The sequence below is a fragment of the Streptomyces sp. NPDC015139 genome (genome assembly GCF_043079785.1).
GTDB classification, from domain to species: domain Bacteria; phylum Actinomycetota; class Actinomycetes; order Streptomycetales; family Streptomycetaceae; genus Streptomyces; species Streptomyces albidocamelliae.
This window is the reverse complement of sequence record NZ_JBIBUW010000032.1, coordinates 1-23,572: the sequence shown is the minus strand read 5'-3', so window position 1 is coordinate 23,572 and position 23,572 is coordinate 1. Positions and strand designations below refer to the sequence as shown.

At 66.4% G+C, this 23,572-nt stretch carries 17 protein-coding genes and 5 pseudogenes; 8 read left to right on the top strand and 14 right to left on the bottom strand.

Translation table 11 applies throughout. The features are described 5' to 3' along the window. Positions 1-57: 57 nt before the first annotated feature. A complete protein-coding gene (locus tag ACF08B_RS39605; protein WP_392321887.1) occupies positions 58-1,380 on the bottom strand; it encodes a transcriptional regulator in 1,323 nt (440 codons plus the stop codon). 273 nt (positions 1,381-1,653) lie between these two features. On the opposite strand from ACF08B_RS39605, the gene ACF08B_RS39600 reads away from it, so the two are divergent. From ACF08B_RS39600 to ACF08B_RS39585, 4 genes are all read left to right on the top strand, one after another. Continuing rightward, positions 1,654-2,145 (top strand): ATP-binding protein, encoded by a 492-nt coding sequence (locus ACF08B_RS39600; protein ID WP_392321886.1) that lies wholly within the window; start codon positions 1,654-1,656, stop codon positions 2,143-2,145. Between the two features lie 461 nt (positions 2,146-2,606). Beyond that, on the top strand, positions 2,607-2,774 hold the full coding sequence (locus ACF08B_RS39595; RefSeq protein ID WP_181924954.1) for a hypothetical protein: 168 nt from the start codon (positions 2,607-2,609) through the stop codon (positions 2,772-2,774). A gap of 87 nt (positions 2,775-2,861) precedes the next feature. Beyond that, on the top strand, positions 2,862-4,058 hold the full coding sequence (locus ACF08B_RS39590) for a JmjC domain-containing protein (protein WP_392321885.1): 1,197 nt from the start codon (positions 2,862-2,864) through the stop codon (positions 4,056-4,058). Beyond that, positions 3,992-4,846, top strand: a complete 855-nt coding sequence (locus tag ACF08B_RS39585) for an aldo/keto reductase (RefSeq protein ID WP_392321884.1) — start codon at positions 3,992-3,994, stop codon at positions 4,844-4,846. Before ACF08B_RS39590 ends, ACF08B_RS39585 begins: the two co-directional genes overlap by 67 nt. Here the strand turns inward: ACF08B_RS39585 and ACF08B_RS39580 are convergent. The 5 genes and pseudogenes from ACF08B_RS39580 to ACF08B_RS39560 all read right to left on the bottom strand — a co-directional run. Beyond that, positions 4,834-5,691: a hypothetical protein gene (locus tag ACF08B_RS39580; protein ID WP_392321883.1), complete on the bottom strand. Its 858-nt coding sequence runs from the start codon at positions 5,689-5,691 to the stop codon at positions 4,834-4,836. The genes ACF08B_RS39585 and ACF08B_RS39580 overlap by 13 nt on opposite strands. A gap of 606 nt (positions 5,692-6,297) precedes the next feature. Then, entirely contained in the window at positions 6,298-6,546 is a 249-nt protein-coding gene (locus tag ACF08B_RS39575; protein ID WP_392321882.1) for a hypothetical protein, read from the bottom strand. A gap of 373 nt (positions 6,547-6,919) precedes the next feature. Then, entirely contained in the window at positions 6,920-7,798 is an 879-nt protein-coding gene (locus tag ACF08B_RS39570) for a replication-relaxation family protein (protein ID WP_392321881.1), read from the bottom strand. 1,001 nt (positions 7,799-8,799) lie between these two features. After that, positions 8,800-9,072 carry a transposase gene (locus ACF08B_RS39565; RefSeq protein ID WP_392321902.1) on the bottom strand — a complete coding sequence of 91 codons (273 nt, stop codon included), beginning with the start codon at positions 9,070-9,072 and terminating at the stop codon, positions 8,800-8,802. A 385-nt stretch (positions 9,073-9,457) separates the two neighbouring features. Beyond that, positions 9,458-9,868: pseudogene (locus ACF08B_RS39560) on the bottom strand (transposase); the annotation flags it as partial. Between the two features lie 526 nt (positions 9,869-10,394). On the opposite strand from ACF08B_RS39560, the pseudogene ACF08B_RS39555 reads away from it, so the two are divergent. The 4 genes and pseudogenes from ACF08B_RS39555 to ACF08B_RS39540 all read left to right on the top strand — a co-directional run bounded on the left by ACF08B_RS39555 (position 10,395) and on the right by ACF08B_RS39540 (position 15,286). Continuing rightward, positions 10,395-11,612, top strand: a pseudogene (locus ACF08B_RS39555) (IS110 family transposase). Between the two features lie 235 nt (positions 11,613-11,847). Then, positions 11,848-12,202, top strand: a pseudogene (locus tag ACF08B_RS39550) (IS5/IS1182 family transposase); the annotation flags it as partial. A 942-nt stretch (positions 12,203-13,144) separates the two neighbouring features. Further along, positions 13,145-13,674, top strand: a pseudogene (locus ACF08B_RS39545) (IS5/IS1182 family transposase); the annotation flags it as partial. Between the two features lie 646 nt (positions 13,675-14,320). Beyond that, a complete protein-coding gene (locus ACF08B_RS39540; RefSeq protein ID WP_392321880.1) occupies positions 14,321-15,286 on the top strand; it encodes a LysR family transcriptional regulator in 966 nt (321 codons plus the stop codon). A gap of 23 nt (positions 15,287-15,309) precedes the next feature. On the opposite strand, the gene ACF08B_RS39535 is transcribed toward ACF08B_RS39540, so the two are convergent. The 8 genes and pseudogenes from ACF08B_RS39535 to ACF08B_RS39500 all read right to left on the bottom strand — a co-directional run. After that, the gene (locus ACF08B_RS39535) at positions 15,310-15,759 is read right to left on the bottom strand and encodes a hypothetical protein (protein WP_392321879.1); all 450 of its coding nucleotides are present in this window, start codon (positions 15,757-15,759) and stop codon (positions 15,310-15,312) included. Positions 15,760-15,800: 41 nt separating this feature from the next. Next, entirely contained in the window at positions 15,801-17,081 is a 1,281-nt protein-coding gene (locus ACF08B_RS39530) for an alpha/beta fold hydrolase (protein WP_392321878.1), read from the bottom strand. Positions 17,082-17,551: 470 nt separating this feature from the next. Then, the gene (locus ACF08B_RS39525) at positions 17,552-18,550 is read right to left on the bottom strand and encodes an ABC transporter ATP-binding protein (RefSeq protein ID WP_392321877.1); all 999 of its coding nucleotides are present in this window, start codon (positions 18,548-18,550) and stop codon (positions 17,552-17,554) included. Next, on the bottom strand, positions 18,547-19,368 hold the full coding sequence (locus ACF08B_RS39520; RefSeq protein ID WP_392321876.1) for an ABC transporter ATP-binding protein: 822 nt from the start codon (positions 19,366-19,368) through the stop codon (positions 18,547-18,549). Before ACF08B_RS39520 ends, ACF08B_RS39525 begins: the two co-directional genes overlap by 4 nt. Then, a complete protein-coding gene (locus ACF08B_RS39515; protein ID WP_392321875.1) occupies positions 19,365-20,357 on the bottom strand; it encodes an ABC transporter permease in 993 nt (330 codons plus the stop codon). Before ACF08B_RS39515 ends, ACF08B_RS39520 begins: the two co-directional genes overlap by 4 nt. Further along, entirely contained in the window at positions 20,354-21,298 is a 945-nt protein-coding gene (locus ACF08B_RS39510; RefSeq protein WP_392321874.1) for an ABC transporter permease, read from the bottom strand. Before ACF08B_RS39510 ends, ACF08B_RS39515 begins: the two co-directional genes overlap by 4 nt. Then, positions 21,295-22,851, bottom strand: coding sequence for an ABC transporter substrate-binding protein (locus tag ACF08B_RS39505; protein WP_392321873.1), 1,557 nt, complete (start codon positions 22,849-22,851; stop codon positions 21,295-21,297). The genes ACF08B_RS39510 and ACF08B_RS39505 overlap by 4 nt, the downstream gene beginning before the upstream one ends. Before the next feature lie 638 nt (positions 22,852-23,489). Then, positions 23,490-23,572: pseudogene (locus tag ACF08B_RS39500) on the bottom strand (transposase); the annotation flags it as partial.

Genomic DNA, 23,572 nt, shown 5'->3' with positions numbered 1-23,572 from the left:
TTGAGGTCGCCTGCTCCGAGGGGGCGGGCTCACCCTCGAAATCCGAGACGGCTGGTGTCAGGATGCAATAGGCAGCGCCTGAAGGCGCTCGCGGAACTCACGGACAGCGGGGACGGACTTACGGGGTTCGAGCCGTGCGGAGAACTCCTTCAAGCGATCCAGAGCCCGCATGGAGCTGACATGGCTCTCCAGGAGACTGGCGCCGTAGTTCGCGGCGTCCAGCGCCCCTTCCAGGTCGCCGCCGGCGAGCCGGGCCTCAGCCAGGCGGCTGGACCGTACGGCCTTGTCCCGAGGCGCCGCGCTCTTCACGGAGGTCTCCAAAGAATGTGTCGCGCGCTCCACCTGCCCGGACCGCAGCAGGACCTTGCCCTCGGTCGACTTCAGCTGGGCCTCGCCGAACCAGTTGAGCCAGTCGGGGTTCTCCTCCGCTGTGTAGTGCTCCCATAGGGACACGGCGCGGTGGAGCGCCGTCCCCGCCCTCCGGTGGTCGCCGTCGCGCGACAGTGCCTCGGCCTTGTGCAGGTAGAGGAAGGATTGGGTGTCCGGCGACAGCGTTCGAGGGGCGTTGTCGATGGCGGTCGAGATGAGGTCGACCCGCTCGGCGGTCCGTCCGGCCTCGGAGACGTGAACGCCCATTTCCGCAAGGATGAAGGAGCCGAAGGCGTCGTCTCCAGCGGTACGGGCACTGCGCAGAGCCCCGACGTAGTACCGCTGGCCAGCAGAGCGCAGCCCTGCGTCGTAGGCCATCCACCCGGTCAGGTGCGACACTCGGGCCGCAAGGGCGTAGAGACGGAGTCGGACGCTGTCGGTATACCGGCCGGCGCTCAGGAGACCGGTGACCAACGCGAGATCGCCGCGTGCCTGCTCCAGGAGCCTGGCGCCTCCGAGCTGGTCGTCGAGGGTGCGGAGCGTGCCGATGCGCTGCTCGATCGTCGAGACCATTGTGTCTGTGACCTGATCCCCGTTGAGGGCCGAGGCGAAGGCGGAGGGCGCGTCCACCCAGCTCGCTGCGAGGCCCGTCAGGGCGGCGCCGGTGATGGTGAGAAAGCCCCGGCGGTCCATGCGGCCACTCCCCACGAGGTCGGACAACGCCTCAACGGTACCGGCCTCGGTCCACGGCGCGGCGAGCCCCGTCACCTCCCAGACCGGGAGCCACCGGGGCCATCCTTCCTCCCGCACCTGTTCGTACGGGACGCGCAGTAAGTCGGCGAGTACGCGCTGGGCGTCCGTGTCCGGCGCCTGGCCCTGCTCCCACTTCCATACAGTCGTCCGGTTGGTCGCGAGCGGGATTCCGAGCAACCGCCCGTGCGCCTGCATGAGTCGGGCGAACTCGGCCTTCCCCCAGCCATGCTTCTGGCGGAGGAAGCTCAGCGGGTGCATTGCCAACGGCTCAGCAGGCACGTCATCACTCCCGTCATCCCCTCACGGCGTAGCGCGGAGGCTACTTCGCGTGGCCGCGTACGGGGGAGGGCGTCCCCATGGGAAACCCCCTAGAAACGTTCCGCCCTGAGGACTGGAGGCCGTTGACTGAGTATCAGCCGTCCACGGGGCTCGCCCAGGGCGTCCGCTCTGGAACGGCCCCCAGATCGGCGGCTCCGCCCCCGTTCCCCGTCGGGGACGGAGCCGCTCTCCAGCTCTTCGGAGGCATCCGCCATGCCCACGCTCGTCCATCGATTCATCCTCACAGGTGCGGCTAGGGACGTGTCCCTAGCCCGGTGCAAGGTCGTCGACAAGGTGCGCACGTGGGGCGTGCCGATGGACGACGAGACAGCTGACGCCATCCGGCTTGTTGCTTCCGAGCTCATCACCAACGCCGTGGTGCACGGGAAGGGGCCCGTCACCGTCGCGCTGTACCACCGGTCCGGTCACCTGGTGATCGATGTCCACGATGACAATCCCGCGGCTCCGCATATGAGTTGTGCCCAGAACGACGACGAGAGTGGGCGCGGTCTGACGCTGGTCGGACTTCTCGCTTCGCGGTGTGCCTGGGAGCCCTCCGGCCGCGGGAAGCGCGTATGGGCAGAGATCGCGCTTCCCACGGCGGCGCCAGCTATCCGAGCCGCCGTTCTGCGCTGGTTATTCACGTTCCGGCCGAAGCACGGGGTGGTTGCTGAGCGCGAGACGTTCACTCTGGCGGTTGCGTGATGGGACGGCACGCCTTACGAGCAAATCCGCTTCCTGATCCCGATGTGGTCTTCCGGCCCACCCGCCGCGATACCGACCCTGCCACAAGGGAGCCTACTGAGTACGCGCTGTGGGACCGCCACGAATGGTTGGCGCGCGGTGAGTGCTGGCTGTGGTGCGGACGCGACGACGTCGAGGTGACGTGGATCGGGCCCGTCCGGTCAAGTGGCATGCACGCGTCCCTCTACGCCTGCCGTGCGTGTCTGTACGAACTGGACCAGCGTGTTCTGGAGACCAACATCCGCCAGGACACAGGAACCTTGCCGATGAATCGCGGACCTGTCCAGTCGCGAGTGTAGGACCGCGACCCGTCGGCCCCCAATGCCTGCCGCCCCACGGCACCACTTCTCCCACCGCCGTGGGGTAGCCCCTGGCCTTCCGCCGGAGCCCTGGCGGGAGAACCGAAGAGGAAGGAGCACGAGGTGGCAGAGCACACAGCACCGCCTCCGGCCCAGAGCGGCCTCCTGGTGGCGGTGGAAGAGCTGACCGCCGTCCACGACCGGTACGACAGCCTCCGGTCGGACAACGCCGGGAGTTCCGGCGACGCGCCGTGGCCGGGTGGTGACGGCAACCTGCACGACAGCGAGTAGCTGCCAAGCGGTGGGGGCCGGTGCGGTCGGTCGTGTCGGCCCCCACCGTGTCCGGATCACGTGGTCGAACCCATGAAGGAGGCAACGATGGAACATCGGTTGATCAGCGCCATCGAGACAGCACTCGGATGGAGTGGAGCGGAGGAGCTGGGCAAGGGCTTCGTGCGCGGGAGTATGGAGGACCCCACACTCGTCTCCCGCATCATTACTGCGAACCGCCTGCTCGACATCGCGATGCGCAGGAGCCTGGACCGCCCGCAGTTCCGGTGCTTCCAAAAAGGTGAGGAGGTCCACCCGGCCATCTACTACACCGACAGCGTCAGTCCCCGGGGCCAGAGCATCCCCATGGTCAACATGCGCAGCCTGGGCAGGCTCCTGCGACAAGGCGCGACGCTCATTCTCGACCAGGCCAACGTCTTCGATCCGACAATGGAGGTCGCCTGCCGGGCCCTGCAGTGGTGGTCCCGCGAGCGAGTTCAGGTCAACGCGTACCTGACGACCAACGACGCCGCCGGCTTCCCCTTGCACTGGGACGACCACGATGTCGTGATAGTCCAACTCGCGGGTGAGAAGGAGTGGGAGGTGCGCGCTGCGTCCCGCAAGGTCCCGATGTACCGGGACTCCGACCCCAACAACACTCCGAGTGACGAAATCATCTGGTCCGGCGTCATGCGGACCGGTGACGTCATGCACATCCCCCGAGGCCACTGGCACCAGGCCACGCGGGCCGGCAGCGGCGCAGGCAAGAGCCTTCACGTCACCTTCGGCGTCACCAAGCGCACGGGAGCGAGCTGGCTCGCATGGCTGGCCGATTGGTGCCGCGAGCGCGAGACCTTCCGCCACGACCTCGACCGCTGGCACGGAACCGGCGGCGAAGCCCTAACCATGGCCGCCGGCCAGCTGATTGGCGAACGCTCCCCAGCCGACTTCCTGGCCGCCTACGAGCAGGAGACGACGCTGCCTCGACATGTGCCGTTCCTCGACATACTCGGACCGCTCGACGCCGTGGTGTGCACCACCCACTTCCCTCCCCGGATCCAGGAGAACGGGCAGAGCGTCGACATTGTGGCCTCAGGGAAGAAGCTCACCCTCGCGGCCAAGACCCTGCCCGCACTGCATCTGCTGCTGAGCGGCAGGCCCGTCCCGCTGGAGCGGGCAGCAGCCGTCGTCGGGACCGAAGTGACGGAGCTCGCCGAGATCCTGGTGAAGGAGGAACTGTGCGCGGTACTGACCCCCGAGTTGTCCTCGGGCTACACCGGTCTCGTCACGAACGCCGTCTCCTGACCGGGGCACTGGAGCTTGGTGTCACCGCACTCGACACCAGCACCAACTACCTCGGCTTCCGCTCGCACCAGATGCTGGCGCGGACAGCTGGCGACCTGCTGCCGAAGTTCACGCTCTCCACCAAGGTCGGCTATTTCCCAGGGCCGGACGGGACGGAGCACTCCCTGGATTCCGTACGGCTGCACGCGGCGGTGGAACAGGCGGCCAAGGACCTCGGACGGGAGCCGGACCTGGTGTTCCTGCATAACCCGGAACATTCACTCCCCGAAACCGCTCCTCGCTACCACAACTTGCTGGCACAAGCGTGCGCCACCCTTGATGCCGCCGCAGCGAAGGGACTGTGCGCCGCCTGGGGCGTCGCATCCTGGGACCCGACACCGCTGCTGAACCTGATCGACACGACCGCACCGAGGCCAGCGGCCCTCATGGTCCGCGCCGGCTTGCTGGTCGGAGCCAGAACGCTGGATGCCGCAGATGCGCTTATCAAGGCGTGGTGCCCGGGCGGCGTGGTGTGGGGGATGAGCCCTTTCGGAGGCAGCACCAGCGCCCCCGTGTGGGCCAGGATCGATCCGCGCGTCTTTCTCCAGGAGGGCAGCCTGCTCTCCCGTGTGCAGGCGGCATTCAGAGCCGCCTATCACCTTCCGGAGGTCGACTCTGTTGCCGTGGGCACCGATGAACCCGCCCATCTGGGCGAACTGGTCGCAGCCCTGGTCGGAGAGGTCGATGAGCGGACCGTCCAGGAGTACCGGAGTCTCCTGCGAGACCGCTCGCGCGGTCAGCCTGCCTGAAGCTCCTCAATGACCTGCTCGGCCATGCGCTGGGCGGGTTCCAGCCGAGGGTCATCCGGGTGCGCGTACGGTCCGAGGATTTTCGAGCAGACGAACAACGTCATCAACTTGCCGTCCCGGCTCTCGAAGTCGGACCGGCGCTCGTGCCGTACGCGTTCGGCCAGAGCCGGGACAGCAAGGGAACTGGCCCACAGAGAGGCCGAGTCCAGCCCCAGCGGTGCGTTACCCCAGTCCTCCCAGTCGAAGAGGCTGAACGCCGGAGAGGTCATGTTGGCCCAGTTCAGATCCGCATGGGCCGGCACCCACCGCTCCACAGTTGTGTCGAAGTCGCCGGGGAAGACACTGCGGATGGACTCGGTGACAAGGGTCTGGTTGACGGTGACGGTGTCCGGTGTGGCAACCCGCGTCGTGCTCTGAGCCGCCAGCGCGTTCAACGAGGCGTTGAGCGCTCCCCACCACTCGTCCGGCAGTTCCGGGGCCTCGCTCAACACGGCGGTACCGACAGGAGCGCCCGGCAGCAGCTCCGTCTCATCGGCCCGCCACATCACTGGCTCGCTCGTGTCGCGCCAGACCACGCATCCCAGCCATACGGGCTGGATGACGCCTTCCAGACGCGCGGCACATTCGGTGCCGTTCCACCCCTGATGGGTGATCTTGTTGAGCAAGCGTCGCTCGATCCGAACCCAAGTATCGCGGTCTGTCTGGGCTCCCACAGAACGGCGCTTGCGGATCAACCCATCTGATAGCAAGCGCACCTGGAGAGACCGCTCGACGTGATCCAGAACCGCATCAACCGGCTGCACCCGTAGATCAACAGCCCGACTCGTGGAGACCGAGAGCGTCATACACACGACCGTAGCAGTGCAGCGGGAGGGAGGTATCACGGCGCGGCACCGCCACTGTGTGGGAAACTCGCAGCGCCGGGACCGCCAGCCGCCGTGGAAGCTTCGAAGGGTTGCTAGCTCCCGGACGACGGTGTTCTTGCAACGGCCCGGCGGTGGAAGGTTGTCAGTACGCCTGGGAGACCAGCAAGGGCAGTTGCCTGGAGGTTTCGACGTGCACGCCGGGCGCGAACTTCCCACAGTCACGCGTAAGAGCCAACTGACGGACCTCGCCGGGTGTGAGCCTCGCGGGACTCGCGAACGCCGACCCTGCCCTTTGTGCAACCCATGCGCAGCGTGGTGACCTGCATGTTCGGGTCTGTGGTGGGGGTAGCCGGCAGTCGTGGTCGGGACTGTGGTCGGGGTGGTGTGCAGGGCCGTGCGCGGCGCCGTGGCTGGCACTGCGTAGGCCTGCGCAGTGGATAGTGTGGCGCATCGCTACTGGCTGGCCGTACTTGCAGGCTGCTCGGTAGGGCGGTGGCAGGGGTGCTGGCCAGGCGGCCTCACGTCCGCGGGGGATGTCGCTGCCCACCCGGTCCGCCTTGCCCGGCTGGGGGACCGGCTCGGGGTTCAGGACGCTAGGGCGTAGATCAGCATGGTGAGCCGGGACAGGAAGGTGCTCCAGTACTCCACCCGCCGGCCTACGCGGGTGTCGGTGCGCCAGACGGCGGGAATGTCGAGGCGCCCCTCTGCTATAGCCGTCGCGGCTCGCTGCACATCGTCGGGGTGATAGTCGTAGAAGGTCAGTGCGGCCCCGTAGGTGCCCCGGCCTTCTCCGCCGTACGTGCGACGCGGACTTTCGCCTGACCAGCGGCGCACGGCAGCCAGTGCTCCCGCACCGGCCACAGCCTGGCGGCCTCGCTGCTGCTCAGCTAAGGCTCCTCTGCGTCCGTCAGTTCAGATGTGTGCTGATCTGGCGTTGGCGGCATATCTCCCCCTCACTGCGGCAGACCTCCAGTACATACCCGCCGCTGCGCATGCCGACAGAGTGCCTGCGGCGCTGGGACATGCGATCTTTGGGCAGCCTTCCGGGCGCTCAGGCGGCAGCGCCGTGATCTGCGTGGTCGGGGCTGTGGTCGGGGGTGGCGGGAAGCCGTGGTCGGGGTGGTGCGTAGTTCCGGTGGTGATACTACGCACGGCTTGCGCACTCCCCGGGCGTCGATGCGCAGTAGCGCGCAGTGCGTTCGAAAGGTCAGTGCATCCAGCTGACGCGTTGCTCAGGGTCGTGGATGGGGTGCCAGATGGGTGCGGCGGGCCCTTGGCGCGTCAGGTCGGTGAGGGGTGTGGCGAGGACGGGGCTGGTGCGCAGCAGGTTGGTTGCGGCCGGGTCTTTGGAGGCGGCGTGTAGGGCTTGGATGCGGGTCTTGGTGCCGGCAGGGCCGGTGCCGTCCAGGACGAACAACAGCCGTGGGAAGAGCGGGTACCGGCGCCGCCACTCCTCCTGCGCGGGCTCGAGTGTCGGCCGCCGATCGATGGGCTGCGGCATATAGCTGTGAAGCCGGGCGTAGGCGCCCAGCTTGGCGGCGAGGCGTTCGGGGCCCATGGTGGCGCGGTCGATTTCCACGAAAGCTCGCAGCATCACGCCTTCCTCGCCCTCGGCGCCGCGCCGGTAGTAGAGGAGCGCGTCGGGGATGACGGCCTCACCACCACCGAGTGGATGGTGGACTTCGGGCAGCCAGTCCAGCGGCCGGCACACCTCCCCGCGACGGCGGGCGTCGGTCAGGAACTGCACCGCGGTCTCGGTCACGGCGAGCGCGTGCCCGACACCGAGGCGCACAGCGGTGCGATCCGTTGCCGTCCTCGGCGGCCGCCGGCCCCGCAGCTCGGGCCACGCGGACGCGATCTGCACCCCATAGCTGGTGGGGTGCCAGACACGGGTACGTCCGGCCTGGGGCAGGGTGACCCGGTCGATAAGCCCCTCGGCGCGCAGCTTCAATAGCCGGCGCCGGGTCTGCTCGATCCTGACGTCGGGAGAGAGGATCAGGTGCATCTGCTCGGTGGTGGCCATCCGGTACTGCGCCAGCACGGCCAGCGCCAGACGGTCGCGGCCGCCGGCGTCGATCTCCGTCATCGCCAGGGTCTCCTCGCGTACAAGGGGCGACACCACCCCTTGCCGGGCGCCGCGCGTACAGCGAGGGCATCAGCACGCCCCGACCGCACCACCGACCCTCAAGACCCGACCACGATCACGGATCCACAACACCGCCGTAGACCAGTCCGACAACCTCGCCGACAGCCCGTCCGATAACTGTCCGCGCTCTGCTCGATGTTGGCAGCGAATGCGCAGTTCACCACGCCTTTTGAGGCGTGGTCGGTAGCCCGACATCCCCCTCTGCACACCCCCGCGTCACCTAGACAGAAATAGAAGGGAAGGGGAAGGGAGGACGGGCGGTGGTTGGGGCGTGCGGCCGGGGGATCGGGGCGGCTCTGTGTGGTGTTGCGCGTCGGCGGCGCCTCCGCGCTCCGCGCCGCATGAAGCGGCGCATCGGGAGGACCAGGGGCTCGGACGGACGCGGCTGCCCGGGGACAGCGGCAGGGCGAGGGCTGTCCCTGCGGGGCCGGTTTGGTGTAGTCGTGGTCCGGGCCGCGTTGCTGGTATTGGGTGCGGGCTTCGCTTGTGGCGCGTTGCCACATGCGTTCGTTGCCGCCGTGCTCGCGTGCGAGCTGTGCGGCGAGGCCGCGCTGGTATCCGCCGGCCTGCTGGAGTGCTGCGAGGGCGGTGGCCACGGCTTGCTCCCGCCGGTCACCTTGGGCGCGGCTGCCGATCAGCGGATCGCGAGACCGAGACCGTGGCGACCCACCTGCGGCTGCAGACCGGCGCGGTCCGCCAGGCGCTCGCCGCGGTGGAGAAGCGGGCGCCCGATGCTTGGCGGCTGTCGCCGAAGGCGCGGCCACGGCCGGCCCTCGAGGCCCAGCCGCGGAGCGGGCGGGCGGGTTCGTGGTGGAGAAGCAGCTGCACGCCGGGCATCAACTGGGGGCTTGCGTGCACCATGCCGGCTGCACGGTGATCCAGCGCGTCGCCAACACCGCCGGCACCGTGAAGCGGTCACCCCCCGAGGCTGCTATGTCGTGTCAAGCCGCTTGAGCGAGTTCCTCAGCCTCGGCGAGTTGGCTTCCGTCGGCACGTTCGAGGATCTTGAAGATCTGGCGGCAGACCGCCCTCTTGAGGCATCGCTGGGCGTCACGGGCCGTCTTCCCTTCGGCGATCTTCCGTGCGACGTATGTCTTCGTGGAGGGATCGAGTCGCATCCGAATGAGGGTGATGGTGTGCATGGCCCGGTTGAGTTGGCGGTCGCCGCTGCGGTTGAGTCGGTGCCTGGTGGTCAGCCCGGACGAGGCAGGGATCGGTGAGACGCCGGCGAAGGAGGCGAAGGCGGCTTCCGAGCGGAATCGTCCCTGGTGAGATCTGGGCGGCGGTGATCGGCCCGACTCCGAGCAAGCCCAGGAGTTCGGGGGCCTGCTGGCGGACCAGGGCGAGGATCTCGTTCTCGAGTTCCTTGGCCTCGGCCTGCAGGACCTGGATGCGTTGCGCCGTGGACCGCATGACCCGCGCCGTCATCCGGTGCTCAATGTCCTGGGCAGGGCGGTCGCGGAGGTGAGCGCAGTGGGTGATCTGGGCGGGGCGCTTGAGCTTGCGCAGTTCGGCGCGGAGCTCGTCCGGAGCGGAGACGATCAGTGCCTTGAGCTGGTTGATGGCCGCGGTGGAGGCGAGGACTGCACCTTGTCGGGTGGCGAGGAGGACGCGCAGTGCCTCGCGTTCGCCACGGAGGCGGGGCTGTATCAGGTGCTCGGTGGCCAGGGCCTCCTTGGCGGCGCGGATGGCGTCGAGCATGTCGGTCTTGCGGCCGCCGCGGTTGGATGCCCGTTTGGGCCGGCAGACCTCGACGACCTGCTCGCCGGCCTGGTCAAGGAAGGCCGCGAGGCCGGCGCCGTAGCTGCCGATGCCTTCCACGGCCCAGCAGCGGCGGCCGGGGATGTGCTGGCGGGCGAAGTCCAGCAGGCGCCGGTAACCGCGGGCGTTCGCAGGGGCATCGGTGCTTTTCAGGACTGCGCCGATGGGGCTGACGGCCGCTGCGGCGAGGGTGTCTCGGTGCGTATCGACGCCGATGACGCCGTCGACTTGTTCTGCGAGGATGGCCACGTGGTCGTTCTCCTTGCTGGGCGGACGGCTGTGGTCGGCGTCGGCCTGGATGGAGTCACCGCGTGGCGGAACTGTGATGAGTCACGCCGTAAGGCGGACAAGCTGCTGATCAAGCCAACGGGTGGGCCAGGTCGACGCCGATGTCCGGCAGACATCTCGGAGGAACGGCAGCCACCTGACAGGGCGCCAGTTATGTTTCGAGTCATGCCGAATCATCGGCGCCGAGCCTGACAGCAACCCATCCCAGGCTGCAGAAAAACTCTCACAGTTATGTTTTTCGCGGTCCTGCAATGGGGCCGCTGGCCTCCGGGCCCGGTATGACTGTGTCCCCTCTGTCGAACGGATGACCTGGGGGGTGGTGTCGCCGGGCCCGAAGGTGCCGTCGGAGACGCTGATGAGAGACCCGGCCACCGTCCGGCCTGGTGCAATGCCGGGCAGCTCGCGGGCGGCAGGTCTGCATAACGTGGATGCGCGAGCACGGTGCCACCGCCATGGCCGACAACGTCAACCACCTGGAAAGGGTGCGATGTTAGACACCGAAGGCGTGGCCGTCTTCCTCGGGATGGACGTCGGCAAGACAGCTCACCACGGCCACGGGCTCACGCCGGCCGGGAAGAAGGTCTTCGACAAGCCGATGCCCAACAGCGAACCGAAGCTGCGAGCCGCCTTCGACAAGCTCAAGGCCAAGTTCGGCACCGTCCTGGTGATCGTCGACCAGCCCGCCTCGATCGGCGCCCTGCCCCTGACCGTCGCCCGCGACGCGGGCTGCGAGGTCGCCTACCTGCCCGGACTTGCGATGCGGCGGATCGCCGACCTCTACCCGGGAGAGGCGAAAACAGACGCGAAGGACGCCGCGGTGATCGCAGACGCGGCCCGGACGATGCCTCACACTCTGCGTTCGCTGGAGCTGACCGACGAGATCACCGCCGAGCTCACGGTGCTGACCGGCTTCGACCACCAGGACCTCGCGGCCGAGGCGACCCGCACCAGCAACCGGATCCGCGGCCTGCTCACCCAGTTCCACCCCTCGCTGGAACGCGTACTCGGACCGCGACTGGACCACCCGGCGGTCACCTGACTCCTCGAGCGATACGGCTCCCCGGCCGCTCTGCGAAAAGCCGGCCGCCGCAGACTCGTCGAGGTGATCCGCCCCAAGGCCCCCCGCATGGCCGCCCGGCTGATCGACAACGTCTTCGATGCCCTCGACGAGCAGACTGTCGTGGTCCCGGGCACGGGCACTCTCGACGTGGTCATCCCGTCGCTGGCCCGCTCGCTCGCCGCGGTCCACGAACAGCGCCGGGCCCTGGAAGCCCAGATCAGCACCCTGCTGGAGGCTCACCCTCTTCACCCGGTCCTGACCTCGATGCCGGGAGTCGGGGTCAGGACCGCAGCCGTCCTACTGGTCACCGTCGGCGACGGAAGCGGCTTTCCCAGCGCTGCCCACCTCGCCGCCTACGCCGGCCTCGCCCCCACGACCAGGTCGTCGGGGACCTCGATTCATGGCGAACACGCACCACGGGGCGGAAACCGGCAGCTCAAACGCGCGATGTTCCTCTCCGCCTTCGCCTGCATGAACGCCGACCCCGCCTCACGCACCTACTACGACCGCCAAAGAGCCCGAGGCAAAACCCACACCCAGGCCCTCCTCCGCCTCGCCCGCCAACGCATCAGCGTCCTGTTCGCCATGCTCCGCGACGGCGCCTTCTACGAATCCCGGACCCCCTGCGTCACCCTCGCCGCATGACCATCCCGAACAGCCTCAGACCCGACGCCCGTCCTTGACCAAGGACATAGAGACACCCCCCCCGCGGAGGATGTCCTGCAGCTCCACTGAGTCGTGGAGATCGCGAGCAGAACCTGGTGGACCCGTTGGTTGCGGTACGCCCAGTCATCGAGGGACACGCTGTGTTGCGGCAATTGGCGCCGTAGTTCGGGATCTCGACATCTGCGGCCGCCCGCATCTGCGATCAATTGGCGTGGTTGTGATCGGCGCCAGCAGCCGCCTAGTGGTGATCGGTCTTCCTCAGCCCGGCAACCGCAATGACTGCCGGGGCCTTCACCGACGCAGTCGACCAGGCCGGCCACTGCGCCCCGACCATCGCCGAGGGCGGATGCCAAGGAGTCGGGCTGAATATCCCGCACCGCTAACGACGGAGCCAGACCCACGTCAGCCGACAGCGGGAGGCAGAGAGGCCGTCCACCCGGGCCCGAGTGGACGGCCTCCTGTTGCGGTTGAGGAACTGGAAGAGCCTGCGGGACTGCTGCCTCAAGGGCCAGGCGTTTTACCAAGCCGGGCTAGGCATCGCCCGGCTCTACAACCTGTCGCCTACCGGACAACCCAGAGCCTCATACGAGACGACCCCTGGTCAGGGGCAACTCCCCGGGCCCATGACCTGCGCCGGGGTGCCCCAAGTCGAGCACCTCAGGCCCGGTGTGTGGTTCGGGTACCAGATGTGCCCGAACTCGTGCGCGGCAACCAGGGCGACGTCCCTCGCCACGTAGTAGTTCCAGGGATTCAGGTAGATGTGCTGCTGTCCTAGGATGTTACAGCCACCGATAGGGCCGGAAGGATCGCAGGCTGCCAGATTCGTCGAGCAGTCAACATGCCAGCCCCCGGGATAGGACACTTCTTGCGCGTTGCCCCAGTAGTTGGCGCCGCGCTGGATGTCGCCCTTCCATGGGTTACAGGACGGGCCGATGCTGTACTGGAAGGATCCCGTCTGTATGGCTGCCGACCCCTTAGCAGAGTGCGCGGTGTCTGTGTTCTTGCCAGCTGCCTTTGCAATAGGCCACGCGGCGGACTGCGCCTTGAGTGCGAGGTGGGTTCCGGACTGCGCTGCCGTCATCTGCGGCAGCAGCACACTCGCTGCAGCCACGCCGAGCGCTGCTGCTCCTGTGAGAATGGCGCTACGTCTCGAGTTAGCAAAATTCTGAAGCACGCTGCCTCCACTGAATTGTGACTTGGCGGGGGATTGAACGATGCGTAGCGCGCGCTCGTGGTGGTGTTTCAGAGAGCGAGAGCTGACCGCCACTGCGGGGACTCCTCCCCGCCAACACTTCTTTGTTGCACCGCAGTTCACTTGCGGTGAGGAAAAGAGTTGCAGAGTGCCGCTACGAAGAGCAACTCGCCTTTATGCATAACTTGGCGTTATAGTCCGCATGCGGGAGGGGGATTTGAGGGGTGAGCTCGGCAAGCGGCTCCTGATGGACCAATTGGACGGGCGGCTAGGGTGAACGCTCTCAGGATGTCCGGTAACCAGCTGGACAGTTGGTGAGTTGACTGTCGGGCTGGTGATATCAGCAGGTGATTCACAGTGGATTGAGCCGTCCCGGTCTGAGATAGGGGGCTCCCTTACGGTGGTGGCGTTGGTTCGACGTTGTGGCGGCGAGGCCCCGCATGGGCCGGCCGTCACGGCTGCCGCGGAAGCCCCGGGCACTACTGCTAGCGACGTATGGGAGGACAGACCTGACTTTGCGGAAGGTGGCTCCACTGTCCGGCGAACCCAAGTGCGGCGGCCGACCGCATTCTCCGTCACCTACGTTGCTGCTGTCCCTATATCGCCGCCTTTGGCGCGAACTGCTGATACTCGGCCAACATGAAGTCTGTCATCGCTGCAAACGGTCGCCTGGTTGCGGCGATCGGCCTGCCGCTGCCCGGCAGCCGCGACTCGCGGTCTGCCACCGGTCCCGAGGGCGTGTGTAACACGCCCCGTCGCGGTTGAAGACCTGGAGGATCCTGCGCGACTGCCGCCTCAAAACCAGCCATGCTCAGCATCACCCGATTCTGCAACCTGGCCCTCACCGGGCACCCCATGTCCCCCGTGGGACGGCCTCTAGTTCCGAGGCACAGCCACTACTGTGCTCGATACGAGGTCAGGGGCCCAACAGGCCAGCAAGGCACCTGCGGCAGCGGGGGCGCCGACACTTTGACGGCATCGCTGATCCGAATACCGGGCTGCCCCTGCGGGGCGCGACGGACAAGAGGGCACCCCGCTGCCTTCGCGGTGTAACCGCGTTCGAGGCGTAAACCTGGCTCTCCTCGCCGACCGCGTGCTCGTGACGCAGCGGCAGCCTGCCGCCGAGCCTGGAGTCTCATTGCGTCTGAGTCATCGGTGAGTGAATTTCGACAGCGCAACGAGGTCGGTGGTGCAACTGGGCGTTTTGCCTACGACCTGATGAACATGCGCCTCAGGGAACTGAGTTGTAAGGGCGTCAGAACTGGTTGACGGAGCAGCAGGGTGGGGGCCTTGCGCCGACGAAGCCGCGCAGACGACAAGTTCATATTCGCCTACCAGGTGACAGTCTGCCCCTGCTGAGGTGTTTCTCTCCGCCCCCTGCTATCGCATTTCCGTATGTCATCTATACGGATTTGAGGTTCTGCGCGCTCTTTGGTACACGACTGTTGCTCCGAGCTCTGCCAGTGGGGCTCTGCTGCTCTCTAGTATCCGCATCATGGACATTGAGGTGCGTCACTTGCGAGTGATCTGTGCGATAGCGGAGGCTGGAAGCCTGACCCGTGCCGCTGCATCGTTGTGTATGACCCAGCCTGGGCTCAGTGCCCAACTGCGGCGCATCGAGGCCATGCTGGGTGGACCGATCTTCGACCGGGGGCACGCCGGGGCGGAGCCCACTGCTCTGGGTGAGTTGGTGCTTTCCAGGGCGCGGGCAATTCTTCCAAGCGTCGACGGTCTGATCGCCGACACGGCCCGAGCCGTCCGCTGCGGAACCGCCTCCGGGCAAGTGCGTCTCGGCTCTGTGGGGGCTCCTTTACTTGCCCATCTGGTCGCCGCAGCCAAGGATTTGCTCGTGGGTTCGGAAGTCACGGCACGTTGCCAGTATTCGCCGCTGCCGCTGCTTGACGACCTCGCGGCCGGACGCCTGGAGGCGGCGATTCTTGGTGACAACCCGGGCAACGAACTCCCGCCTAGAGATGGAGTCGTACTCCATCCGATTGTCACCGAGCCTGTCTTTGCTCTGCTGCCGTCGAATCACTCGATGGCCTGCTGCGAAGAGGTGGGTTTGGAAGAACTCCTCAAGGATGACTGGGTCATGCCGCCCCCGGATAGCGATCGCACCTGGGAGTACTGGACTTCCGTCTTCGCCCAGGCGGGTTGTCAGCCGTATGTTCCCTACGAGGCGGAGGGACGTCAGCTGATCGAAATCGTACGCACGGGACTTGCCATTAGCCTCTGTCAACCCACCTTCATCGAGGTCCCCGGCGTTGCCGTGCGTCCTCTGAAGGGTAACCCGCTCTGGTATCGCCATGTTCTCGGCTGGCGCAGCGACGGGCCCGTAGCCACGCATAGCGACGAGATTGCCCGCAGGATAAGAGAGGGCTACCTCGTCACTTGCGCCAATTCACCGGCCTACATGCGATGGCGTCAGCGCAATCCAGATCCCCGGCGCCCCCTCGAATGAAAAGGCGCGGCGATGGCCGGCCCCTAATACTTGCTTACTGCATGCTTCGTGCTGCGTAAGGTGAATTCGCGCCGGTAGCCATATCTGGTCGAGTCCTGCGGCATCCGTATCCATCGCGTTAGCGGTTCGAAGGCCAGCGCTGTCCGCCCACACGAGTTGTGCTGATTCCATGCAGCAGCCGGGGCGAGTTGGCGATAGTAGTCGAAGGTCGATCCTGAAGCTTGGGCGTCGGTGAAGTCGACGGACAGCATAAGTATGCGGATGGTGCCGGTGGCGCGCTGAAGCTGAGTTCTGTCGGTGGTGTGTCCCTCATCCAGCCAGCCGGTTCTGCCAGGGAGGGCGCAGTTGGCGACCGGAGCCGCGCTGCGCTGCAAAACGGCCGTGGTTGCCGGAGCTGTGGCGCCGAGCGTCAGGGCCGCCGCCATGGTGCCGGCAGTGACAAGGGTTCTGAGTCGTTGCGGGAGTGCGGTCATATACCGGTCTCGTGCACACTTGTTGAGATGGCGGAATGAGATTAAGTCTGCCCAGCTGCCATATCCATTAGGCGGGTCAGCACGCCTTCACCGGACGCGGTCACTCCGTCGTGCTCCCATTCGTTGGTGACCCAGGCACGCATCGCGCCGATGGAACGTGCAGTCGACAGCGACAGTTCTGTGGGTACGTACATGTCGTCGTGGAAGATTGCGGCAGCTACGGGCACCTGATTGGCGAGCAGTTGTGCGGGGCGGTAGAGCTCAGGCCAGTCGGTACGCTCGGCCAGCAGGTGGACCGCCGCGCGGAACGGCCGCAGCCCGGTAATCTCCTCGAACATCCAGGGGTAGAACGTCTCGCCGGTGAGGAGGAGCGGGTCGGCGTCCTCAGCGAACTCGGGGCGGCAAGCGAGCGCGCGGGCAGCGGCCCAGTCACTGGGCTGACCACCCTGGGCGAAGATGGTTTCCTGAAGGACGGCGAAGAGCGGATTGTCGACGAGCCCGGTCAGGTTCATGACCTGCTGGAGGAACGTTGCCGAGAGTTCACCGTCAGGGGTGAGGGCTTCATCCAGCAGCCAGTGCAGACGCTCAAGCCCGTTGCCCATTCCCAGCATCAGGCCCAGGGTGCGTAAACGCCGGACGGTGAGCCGGTCTCCGTCGGGCAGCCACACGCTGTGGCGCTTGAGCACGCCCGCGATCCGATGGACGAGATCGCGGTCACCGGGGTACCGGTTGTAGAAGGCGGTCGTCTTGTCCCTGATCTTCGGATATGTGGCGCTGTAGACGTCGTCAGCAGTGGCGCTTAGGCCAGGAAGGCCGCCGGCGATGTAGCAGGAGCGCAGCCCCTCGGGAGCCAAGGACAGGTAGGTCAGGGTGATGAAGCCTCCGTAGCTCTGTCCCAGCGTCTCCCACGGCTCGTCCCCACTGAGTTGATGCCTAATCAGTTCAGCGTCGCCAACAATGGAGTCCGCGCGGAAGAGAGTGAGATAGCGTGCCAACGCGCCAGCATCTGAGAAACGGCTGACTGACCGGCACGTGACCGGGGAGCTGCGCCCCGTACCCCGCTGGTCCAGCAGCAGCACCCGGTGGGTCCGCAGGGCGCGCGCGAGCCAGCCGGAGCTGGCGTTCAGCGGCCGAGGCGATTTGCCTCCCGGGCCGCCCTGCAGATACAGCATCCAGGGAAGTCGCTCACCCTTGCGAGCCGGGTCGGACACTTCTCGGGCGAATACGTTGATCGAGGGCCCAGTGGGATCAGCGTGGTTGAGAGGAACGGCGAAGGTGTGGTCCGTCACGGCAAGACCGGGCAGTCGGTAGCTGCGGCTCATGAGTCTCCCTCTTCCAGGCAGGGTGCTCTTCTCTCGTGGTACGGGGAAGCTCGGGGTTGCGGAGGCAGCGGTCTGCGAAAGGGAACGGCCGAGGTGGCCGGGCATGGCTGTTTCACGTCGCCCGGTGATGCGGCCGTCATGGCGCGGCACCTCGCGTCGCTGTCGGGTGGCTTCGGTGAGGTCACCCGCCTCTCGTGACGACGGGAAGCCGACGGGGAGCATGCCCGACAGATGAACTGGCCCATTGGCCGAATACCCCGCGAGGGACTGATCAGTGCTGACTGTCCGGCGAGGGGCTGGGCGCCGAGCTGCTCCAGCTCATCAGCGACGCCGAGGAGACATCTACTGAGAGCTGAGGCTGCCAGCCGCATTCGCGGTTGTCAGCGCTGTTTGCCGCCAGCCCCTCGCCGGCACAGCCGGGCGTTAAAGCTTCCTCGTGCGGTGCTCGTACGGTGTCGGCACCGCTTCCTTCAGCCGGTGAAAGACAGCGAAGGCGGACCAGGCAGCGGATCGGGATAGTGGCAGGCCACCTTGTGATCCTCGGCGATTTCCCTCAGCACGGGTCGCTCGGCGGCGCAGCGTTCGGCTGCCTTGGGACACCGAGTTCGGAACGGGCATCCGCTGGGCGGGCGCAGCGGGCTGGGCAAGTCGCCGCGCAGGACGAGTCGCTCGCGAGCCCGTTCCTCGTCCGGGTCGGGCAGTGGCACGGCGGAGAGGAGAGCGTGGGTGTACGGATGGGCGGCCTGGGCGTAGAGCGTGTCGCGGTCGGCCGTCTCCACGACCGTGCCCAGGTACATCACTGCGACGCGTGTACTGATCTGCCGGACCGCGCCGAGGTCGTGAGCGATGAAAACGTAAGCGAGCCCGTACTCCTGCTGCAGGTCTTTCAGAAGGTTGAGGATCTGTGCCTGCACCGATACGTCGAGAGCGGAGACGGGCTCGTCACACACCACCAGTCTCGGGCGTAGGGCCAGTGCCCGGGCAATTCCGATGCGTTGGGCCTGTCCGCCGGAGAATTCGTGGGGGTAGCGGGCTGCGTGTTCTGGCCGCAGTCCCACCCGCTGCAGTAGCTGCTCCGCAGTGGTTTCGACCCCCAGGCCTTGGTAGCGGTAAGGGGCTGCGAGGATCTGCCGGACGGTTTGGCGCGGGTTAAGAGAGGAGAAGGGGTCCTGGAAGATCATCTGCAGATCGCGGCGCACGGAGCGCATTGGCTGCGCGTCCAGTGTGCTGATATCCCGTCCGGCGAGAGAGATATTCCCTGAGGTGGGTGCGATGAGACGGGTGATCAGCCGGGCGACCGTGGACTTGCCGCAGCCGGACTCTCCGACCAGCCCCAGTGTTTCGCCGGCATCCACCCGCAGTGACACGCCGTTGACCGCTCGGACGTGCCCGGTGATCCGCCTGGTCAGGCCGTGCCGGATGTGGAACCGCTTCACCAGGTCGTGTGTTTCGAGCAGAGGCGTGCTCACGCGGTTACCTCCGGTATCGACAAGGTGGGCAGTCGGTCGGGCAGGGGGCCGTCGATGCGTGGAACACAGGCGAGCAGGCCTTTGGTGTAGAGGTCGCGTGGACGGTAGAAGACGTCACGGACCGTGCCGCGCTCGACCGCGCGGCCTGCGTGCATGACGACTACGTCGTCGGCCAGCCCCGCGACCACACCCATGTCGTGGGTGATGAGCATGATGGCTGTGCCTGAGTGCTCTCGCAGCTCGCGCAGCAGGTCGAGGATCTGGGCCTGCACGGTCACGTCGAGAGCAGTGGTGGGTTCGTCGGCAATGAGCAGGTCTGGTTCCAGGCACAGCGCCATGGCGATCATTACGCGCTGACGCATACCGCCGGAGAACTCGTGCGGGTAGGCGCGGGCGCGTCGATCGGGCTCGGGAATCCCGACTCGGTCCAGCATCTGCACGGCGACGCGGCGTCCTGCGCGGTATCCGGCCCGACGGTGCGCGCGGTAGGCCTCGGCAATCTGAAAGCCCACAGGGTAGTAGGGGTTCAGACAGGACAGCGGATCCTGGAAGATCATCGCGATGCGGTCTCCGCGCAGCCTGCGCAGCGCGCGCCGTTCCAGTCCAGTCAGGCGCTGCCCGTCGAAGCAGACGTCTCCTGTGATTCTGGCATCGGGGAGGAGGCCCATGACGGCCAAACTAGTAACGGACTTGCCACTGCCTGACTCACCTACTACGCCCAGTACATGTCCGGCGGCTAGGTCCATGTCGAGACCGTCAACGGCTCGTACGCCGCTTGCGAAGTCCACCGTCAGATCGCGTACGGTCAGCAAACTCATCCCGCGGCCCTCACTCTCGGGTCGAGAAGCGCATAGACGAGGTCCACCGCGACGTTGGCGAGCACAACAAAGGCTGCGGCGAACAGGGTCACTCCGATGATCACCGGCTGGTCGGCGCTGTTAATTGCGTCGGACGCGAGCTTGCCCACGCCGGGCAGGCCGAAGACGGTTTCGGTGATGAGGGCACCGCCGAGCAGTGCGCCTAGGTCCATGCCGAATATCGTCACGATGGGCATCAGCGCCGGTCGGAGCGCATGCCTGCGCACTACGGTCGGCTCGGGCAGGCCTTTGGCGCGGGCGGTGCGTACGTAGTTCTGACTGAGGCTGTCGAGCATCTCGCCGCGGGTAATTCGCGCGTAGACGCCTGCGTACAGCAGTGCCAGCGTGATCCACGGCATGACCATAGACTCCGCCCAGCCCACCGGATCGGCGGTGAACGGGATCGCCTGCGGATAGGGAAGGACACCGAGCCGGACGACCAGCAGATACTGCAGCACCAGGGCAGTGAAATACACCGGCAGTGAAACCCCCCCGAGAGCGGCCGTCATCGCGGCCCGGTCCCACACACTGCCGCGGCGCAGAGCGGAGATCACTCCGGCCGTGACGCCGACGATCAGCCATAGCACCGCCGCGCCCACGGCGATGGAGATGCTTACCGGCAGACGGTTGGTCAGCATCTGCCACACCGGTTGATCGGTCTGGAAGCTGAATCCCAAGCACGGTGCGGGGCAGTGCACGGCCTGTGCCCCGGTACCGAAGCTGCGGCCGGCCACGATGCCGACGAGGTAGTCCCGGAACTGCACGAGGATCGAGTGGTGCAGGCCGAGCGTTGCTCGGATCTGGGCGATCCGCTCCGGACTACACGCCTTGCCGCAGGCGCCCTGGGCCGGGTCGGCGGGCATCAGGTAGAAGATCCCGAAGGTGGTCGCGCAGATCACCAGAAGAATCGCCGCTGTCGCGGCCAGTCTGCGCAGAACATAGAAGATCATTGCTGGCGGCTCCGTGGATCGAGCGCGTCGCGTACTGCGTCGCCGAGTACGTTGAAGGCGAGCACGGTGATGAAGAGGAAGGCGCCCGGGACGAGGAAGTACACCGGGTCGGCGGCGTACCACGGCACTGCTGAGGCAATCATTTGGCCCCACGAGGGGGTCGGTGGGCGCACCCCGATGCCGAGGAAGGACAGTCCGGCCTCGGTAGCGACATAGCCGGGAATCGACATGGTCGCCACGACGATGATTGGTCCGCTCAGGTTCGGCAGAACTTCACGCACCAGCAGTGCTGATCGCGAGGCACCCAGGACCCGGGCTGCCGCCACGAACTCTCCGCGGGCGAGGACCATTGCCTGCCCGCGCACGATCCGCCCGACGTAGGGCCAGCCGAAGAAGCCGAGGACGATCACCAGGAGGAGCTGCCGGTTGACACCAGGTGCCGCGGAGATCAGAGCAATCATGAAGATCAGAGCGGGGAAGGACATCAGTAGATCCATCAGCCTGCTCACGATGGTGTCGGTCCAGCCGCCGAAAAATCCGGCGGCCAGTCCGAGTGCCGTTCCGAGTGCCATCGAGACAGCGGTGGCGAAGAGGGCGATCAACAGTGAGACCCGGGCACCGTAGACGACGCGGGCGAGGATGTCCCGGCCGCTGCCGGCCTCGACGCCGAGCCAATGCTCGGCGCTGATCCCGCCTGCGGCACCGCGCGGCAGTCCGCCCAGCTCCGGATTCACCGCTTCTGAATGGAATTCTGTCGGTGAAGTGCCCGCAGCCCAGGTGATGAGGGGGGCCGCAAGAGCGATCAGCACCAGGAGGACGACCGCCGTCAGCGCGACCACCGCGGATCGTTGCGCGACCAGCCGGCGCGCCAGGGACTTCTGGCCGGGAGCGGTCAGTGGCTGGGCGTCGGCTGGCAGCGGGGACGACAGAGTGGCAGTCACTTGCGCAGCCCCAGGGAGACCAGGTCTAGCCGTCCCACGTAAGCGACGTGCCCGTAAGCGCCGGTGACATGCGGTCCCCTCAGAACGGCCGCCTTGTCCCAGAGGAACGGCACGACCGGAGCGTCCCGCATGATCTGCTTGGCGAGCTGACCGTAGGCGGTAGCGGCAGCGGACGGGTCCTTCATCCGGGCAATCGCATCGATGCGGGAGTTGATCGCGGGGGAGTCGTACTGCGCGTGGTTGTTGTTGCCCTCGGGGGTGATCAGCCGACCGTCGAACACTAGAGGCAGGAAGGTCGACGCGCCGGGCCAGTCGGGCGTCCACCCGTCGATCACGAGGTCATGCTCCTGGGCGGTGTTGCCCACCGTGCTGTAGTACGCCGACGAACTGATGGTGTTGATCTTCACTTTGATACCTGCCTTGGCGAGGGCAGCCTGAACGGCCTCGCCCTGCTTCTGACCGCCGGCAGTGGCCACGGTGTCGAGCGTGAGGGTTAGGTCCGAAGCATGGCCCGCCTGCTTGAGCAGCGCCTTGGCTCTGCTTGGGTCGCCCTTGCTACCCGGGCTCGGATAGGGATCGTCGCTGGCGGAGCCTTGCAACGACGGCGCCAGCAAGGTAGTGGCCACCTTGCCAGCGATGGGGCCGCCACGGGTGGTGCGCAACGCGTCCTTGTCCAGCGCATAGGCGATTGCTTGCCGCACGTGGACATCGTCGAGCGGCTTGCGCCGGGTGTTGATGCTGAGGTACCGCGTACTCATCGACTCACCCGTCACCAGCCGTGCCCGGACAGCGGGGTTGGCCATCACCGGTCCGACCGAGGCCGGTCCGACCGGTTCGAAAGCGACGGCATCCGCATCCTGCCCCTGAGCGGCGATGAGCCGTTGGTCGACGACAGCGCCGTCCAGGTTGAGGTCGATTACGATCTTGTCCGGCTGCCCCTTGCGTACCGAGTCGGTGGCTTTCCTCCAGCCGGAGTTGCGCACTAGGGTCAGCCGCTTCTTGGGCTCGAACGATGCAACCTTGTACGGGCCGGAAGAGAAGGGCCTGCTGTCGTAGCGAACTCCGGTGTCCTTGTCCCGCGGAACAGGAGCGAAAATTGGCTGTGACACTGCGGATCCGAAGTCGGCCACCGGCCGGTTGAGCTTGAAAACGATCGTTCTGTCGTCCGGTGTCTTGATTGATGCGAGCCCGTGCTTGTCCTTGTAGGGGCCCTTGTAATTTTGTCCCCCGACGAGCCACAGCCGCCCGTACGGAGCTCCCTCGGGAAGTTCTGCAGCAAAAGTCCGCTCAACGCCGTACTTGATGTCCCGGCTGGTAATAGGGCGCCCATCCTCGAACTTAACTCCCGATTTGAGAGTGAAGGTCCAGGTGCGCGCCCCATTACTGGGGCGTCCGGTGTCTGTTGCCAGATCCGGCACGATCTTCCCGCCGGCAGGGCCGGGCGCAGCCGCGAACGTCGTCAGCGTCCGGTAGATGAGGCGGCCCACGTCCTGAGAAGACGAGACATAATTGCGGGCCGGATCGAGGTGCTCAAGGTCCAGACTGGAAAGCACATGAAGAGTGCCTCCCGCGCCCGTTCCGCCCCGATCAACGTCTCCGCCGGCTCCACCGCAACCAGCGACGGCGACAAGGGAGACAGCAGCAGCCACGACCATCCCGGATCGTCTAGCTTCCAAGATGCACTCCTATGCGATGTGACATTACACAGAGATGTTGCGGGCCCATGATGCAGCGGGGAAGAACCAACTGGTAGCTACCGAATCACCAGAACATCTGGTTATGGAGACATGAAGCAGGATGAGCCAGCCGAGACCTGCGCGCACCGTGCGACGCACCGCCGCCGACGAGACAGGTCCGCGCAGTACGCTCTACGCGCCATCTGACTCTCGGCCATGAGCGACACCCCGCTGAGAACTTCGCCGCCGGCGCAGCCACGCAGTCGGCTGCTAGTGCCTCCAGTCGCAGTGCTGGGTCTTCAGGCCGGTGGCGAAGCAATTCGCAACACTGCTCTGACCTGCACTTCACAGCGGATGTTTCTGCTGCTCGATGTGCCACTGACGGCGATCGACAGTGGCGCTCCGCCGACCGATCCTACGAAGTACGAGCCGACTCAGAGGTGTTACAGCCGCCAGTAGTGCTTGACCAAGCCGGGGTACTCCTGGTGGAGCCTGCGGGAGTGACTAGTGCCGCATCAAGCAACGTTCGCCCTGTTCACGACCCTGCGCAGGTGTTCGTCGGCGGCGTGCTTGTTCCGCCAGATTATGTAGCGGCGGA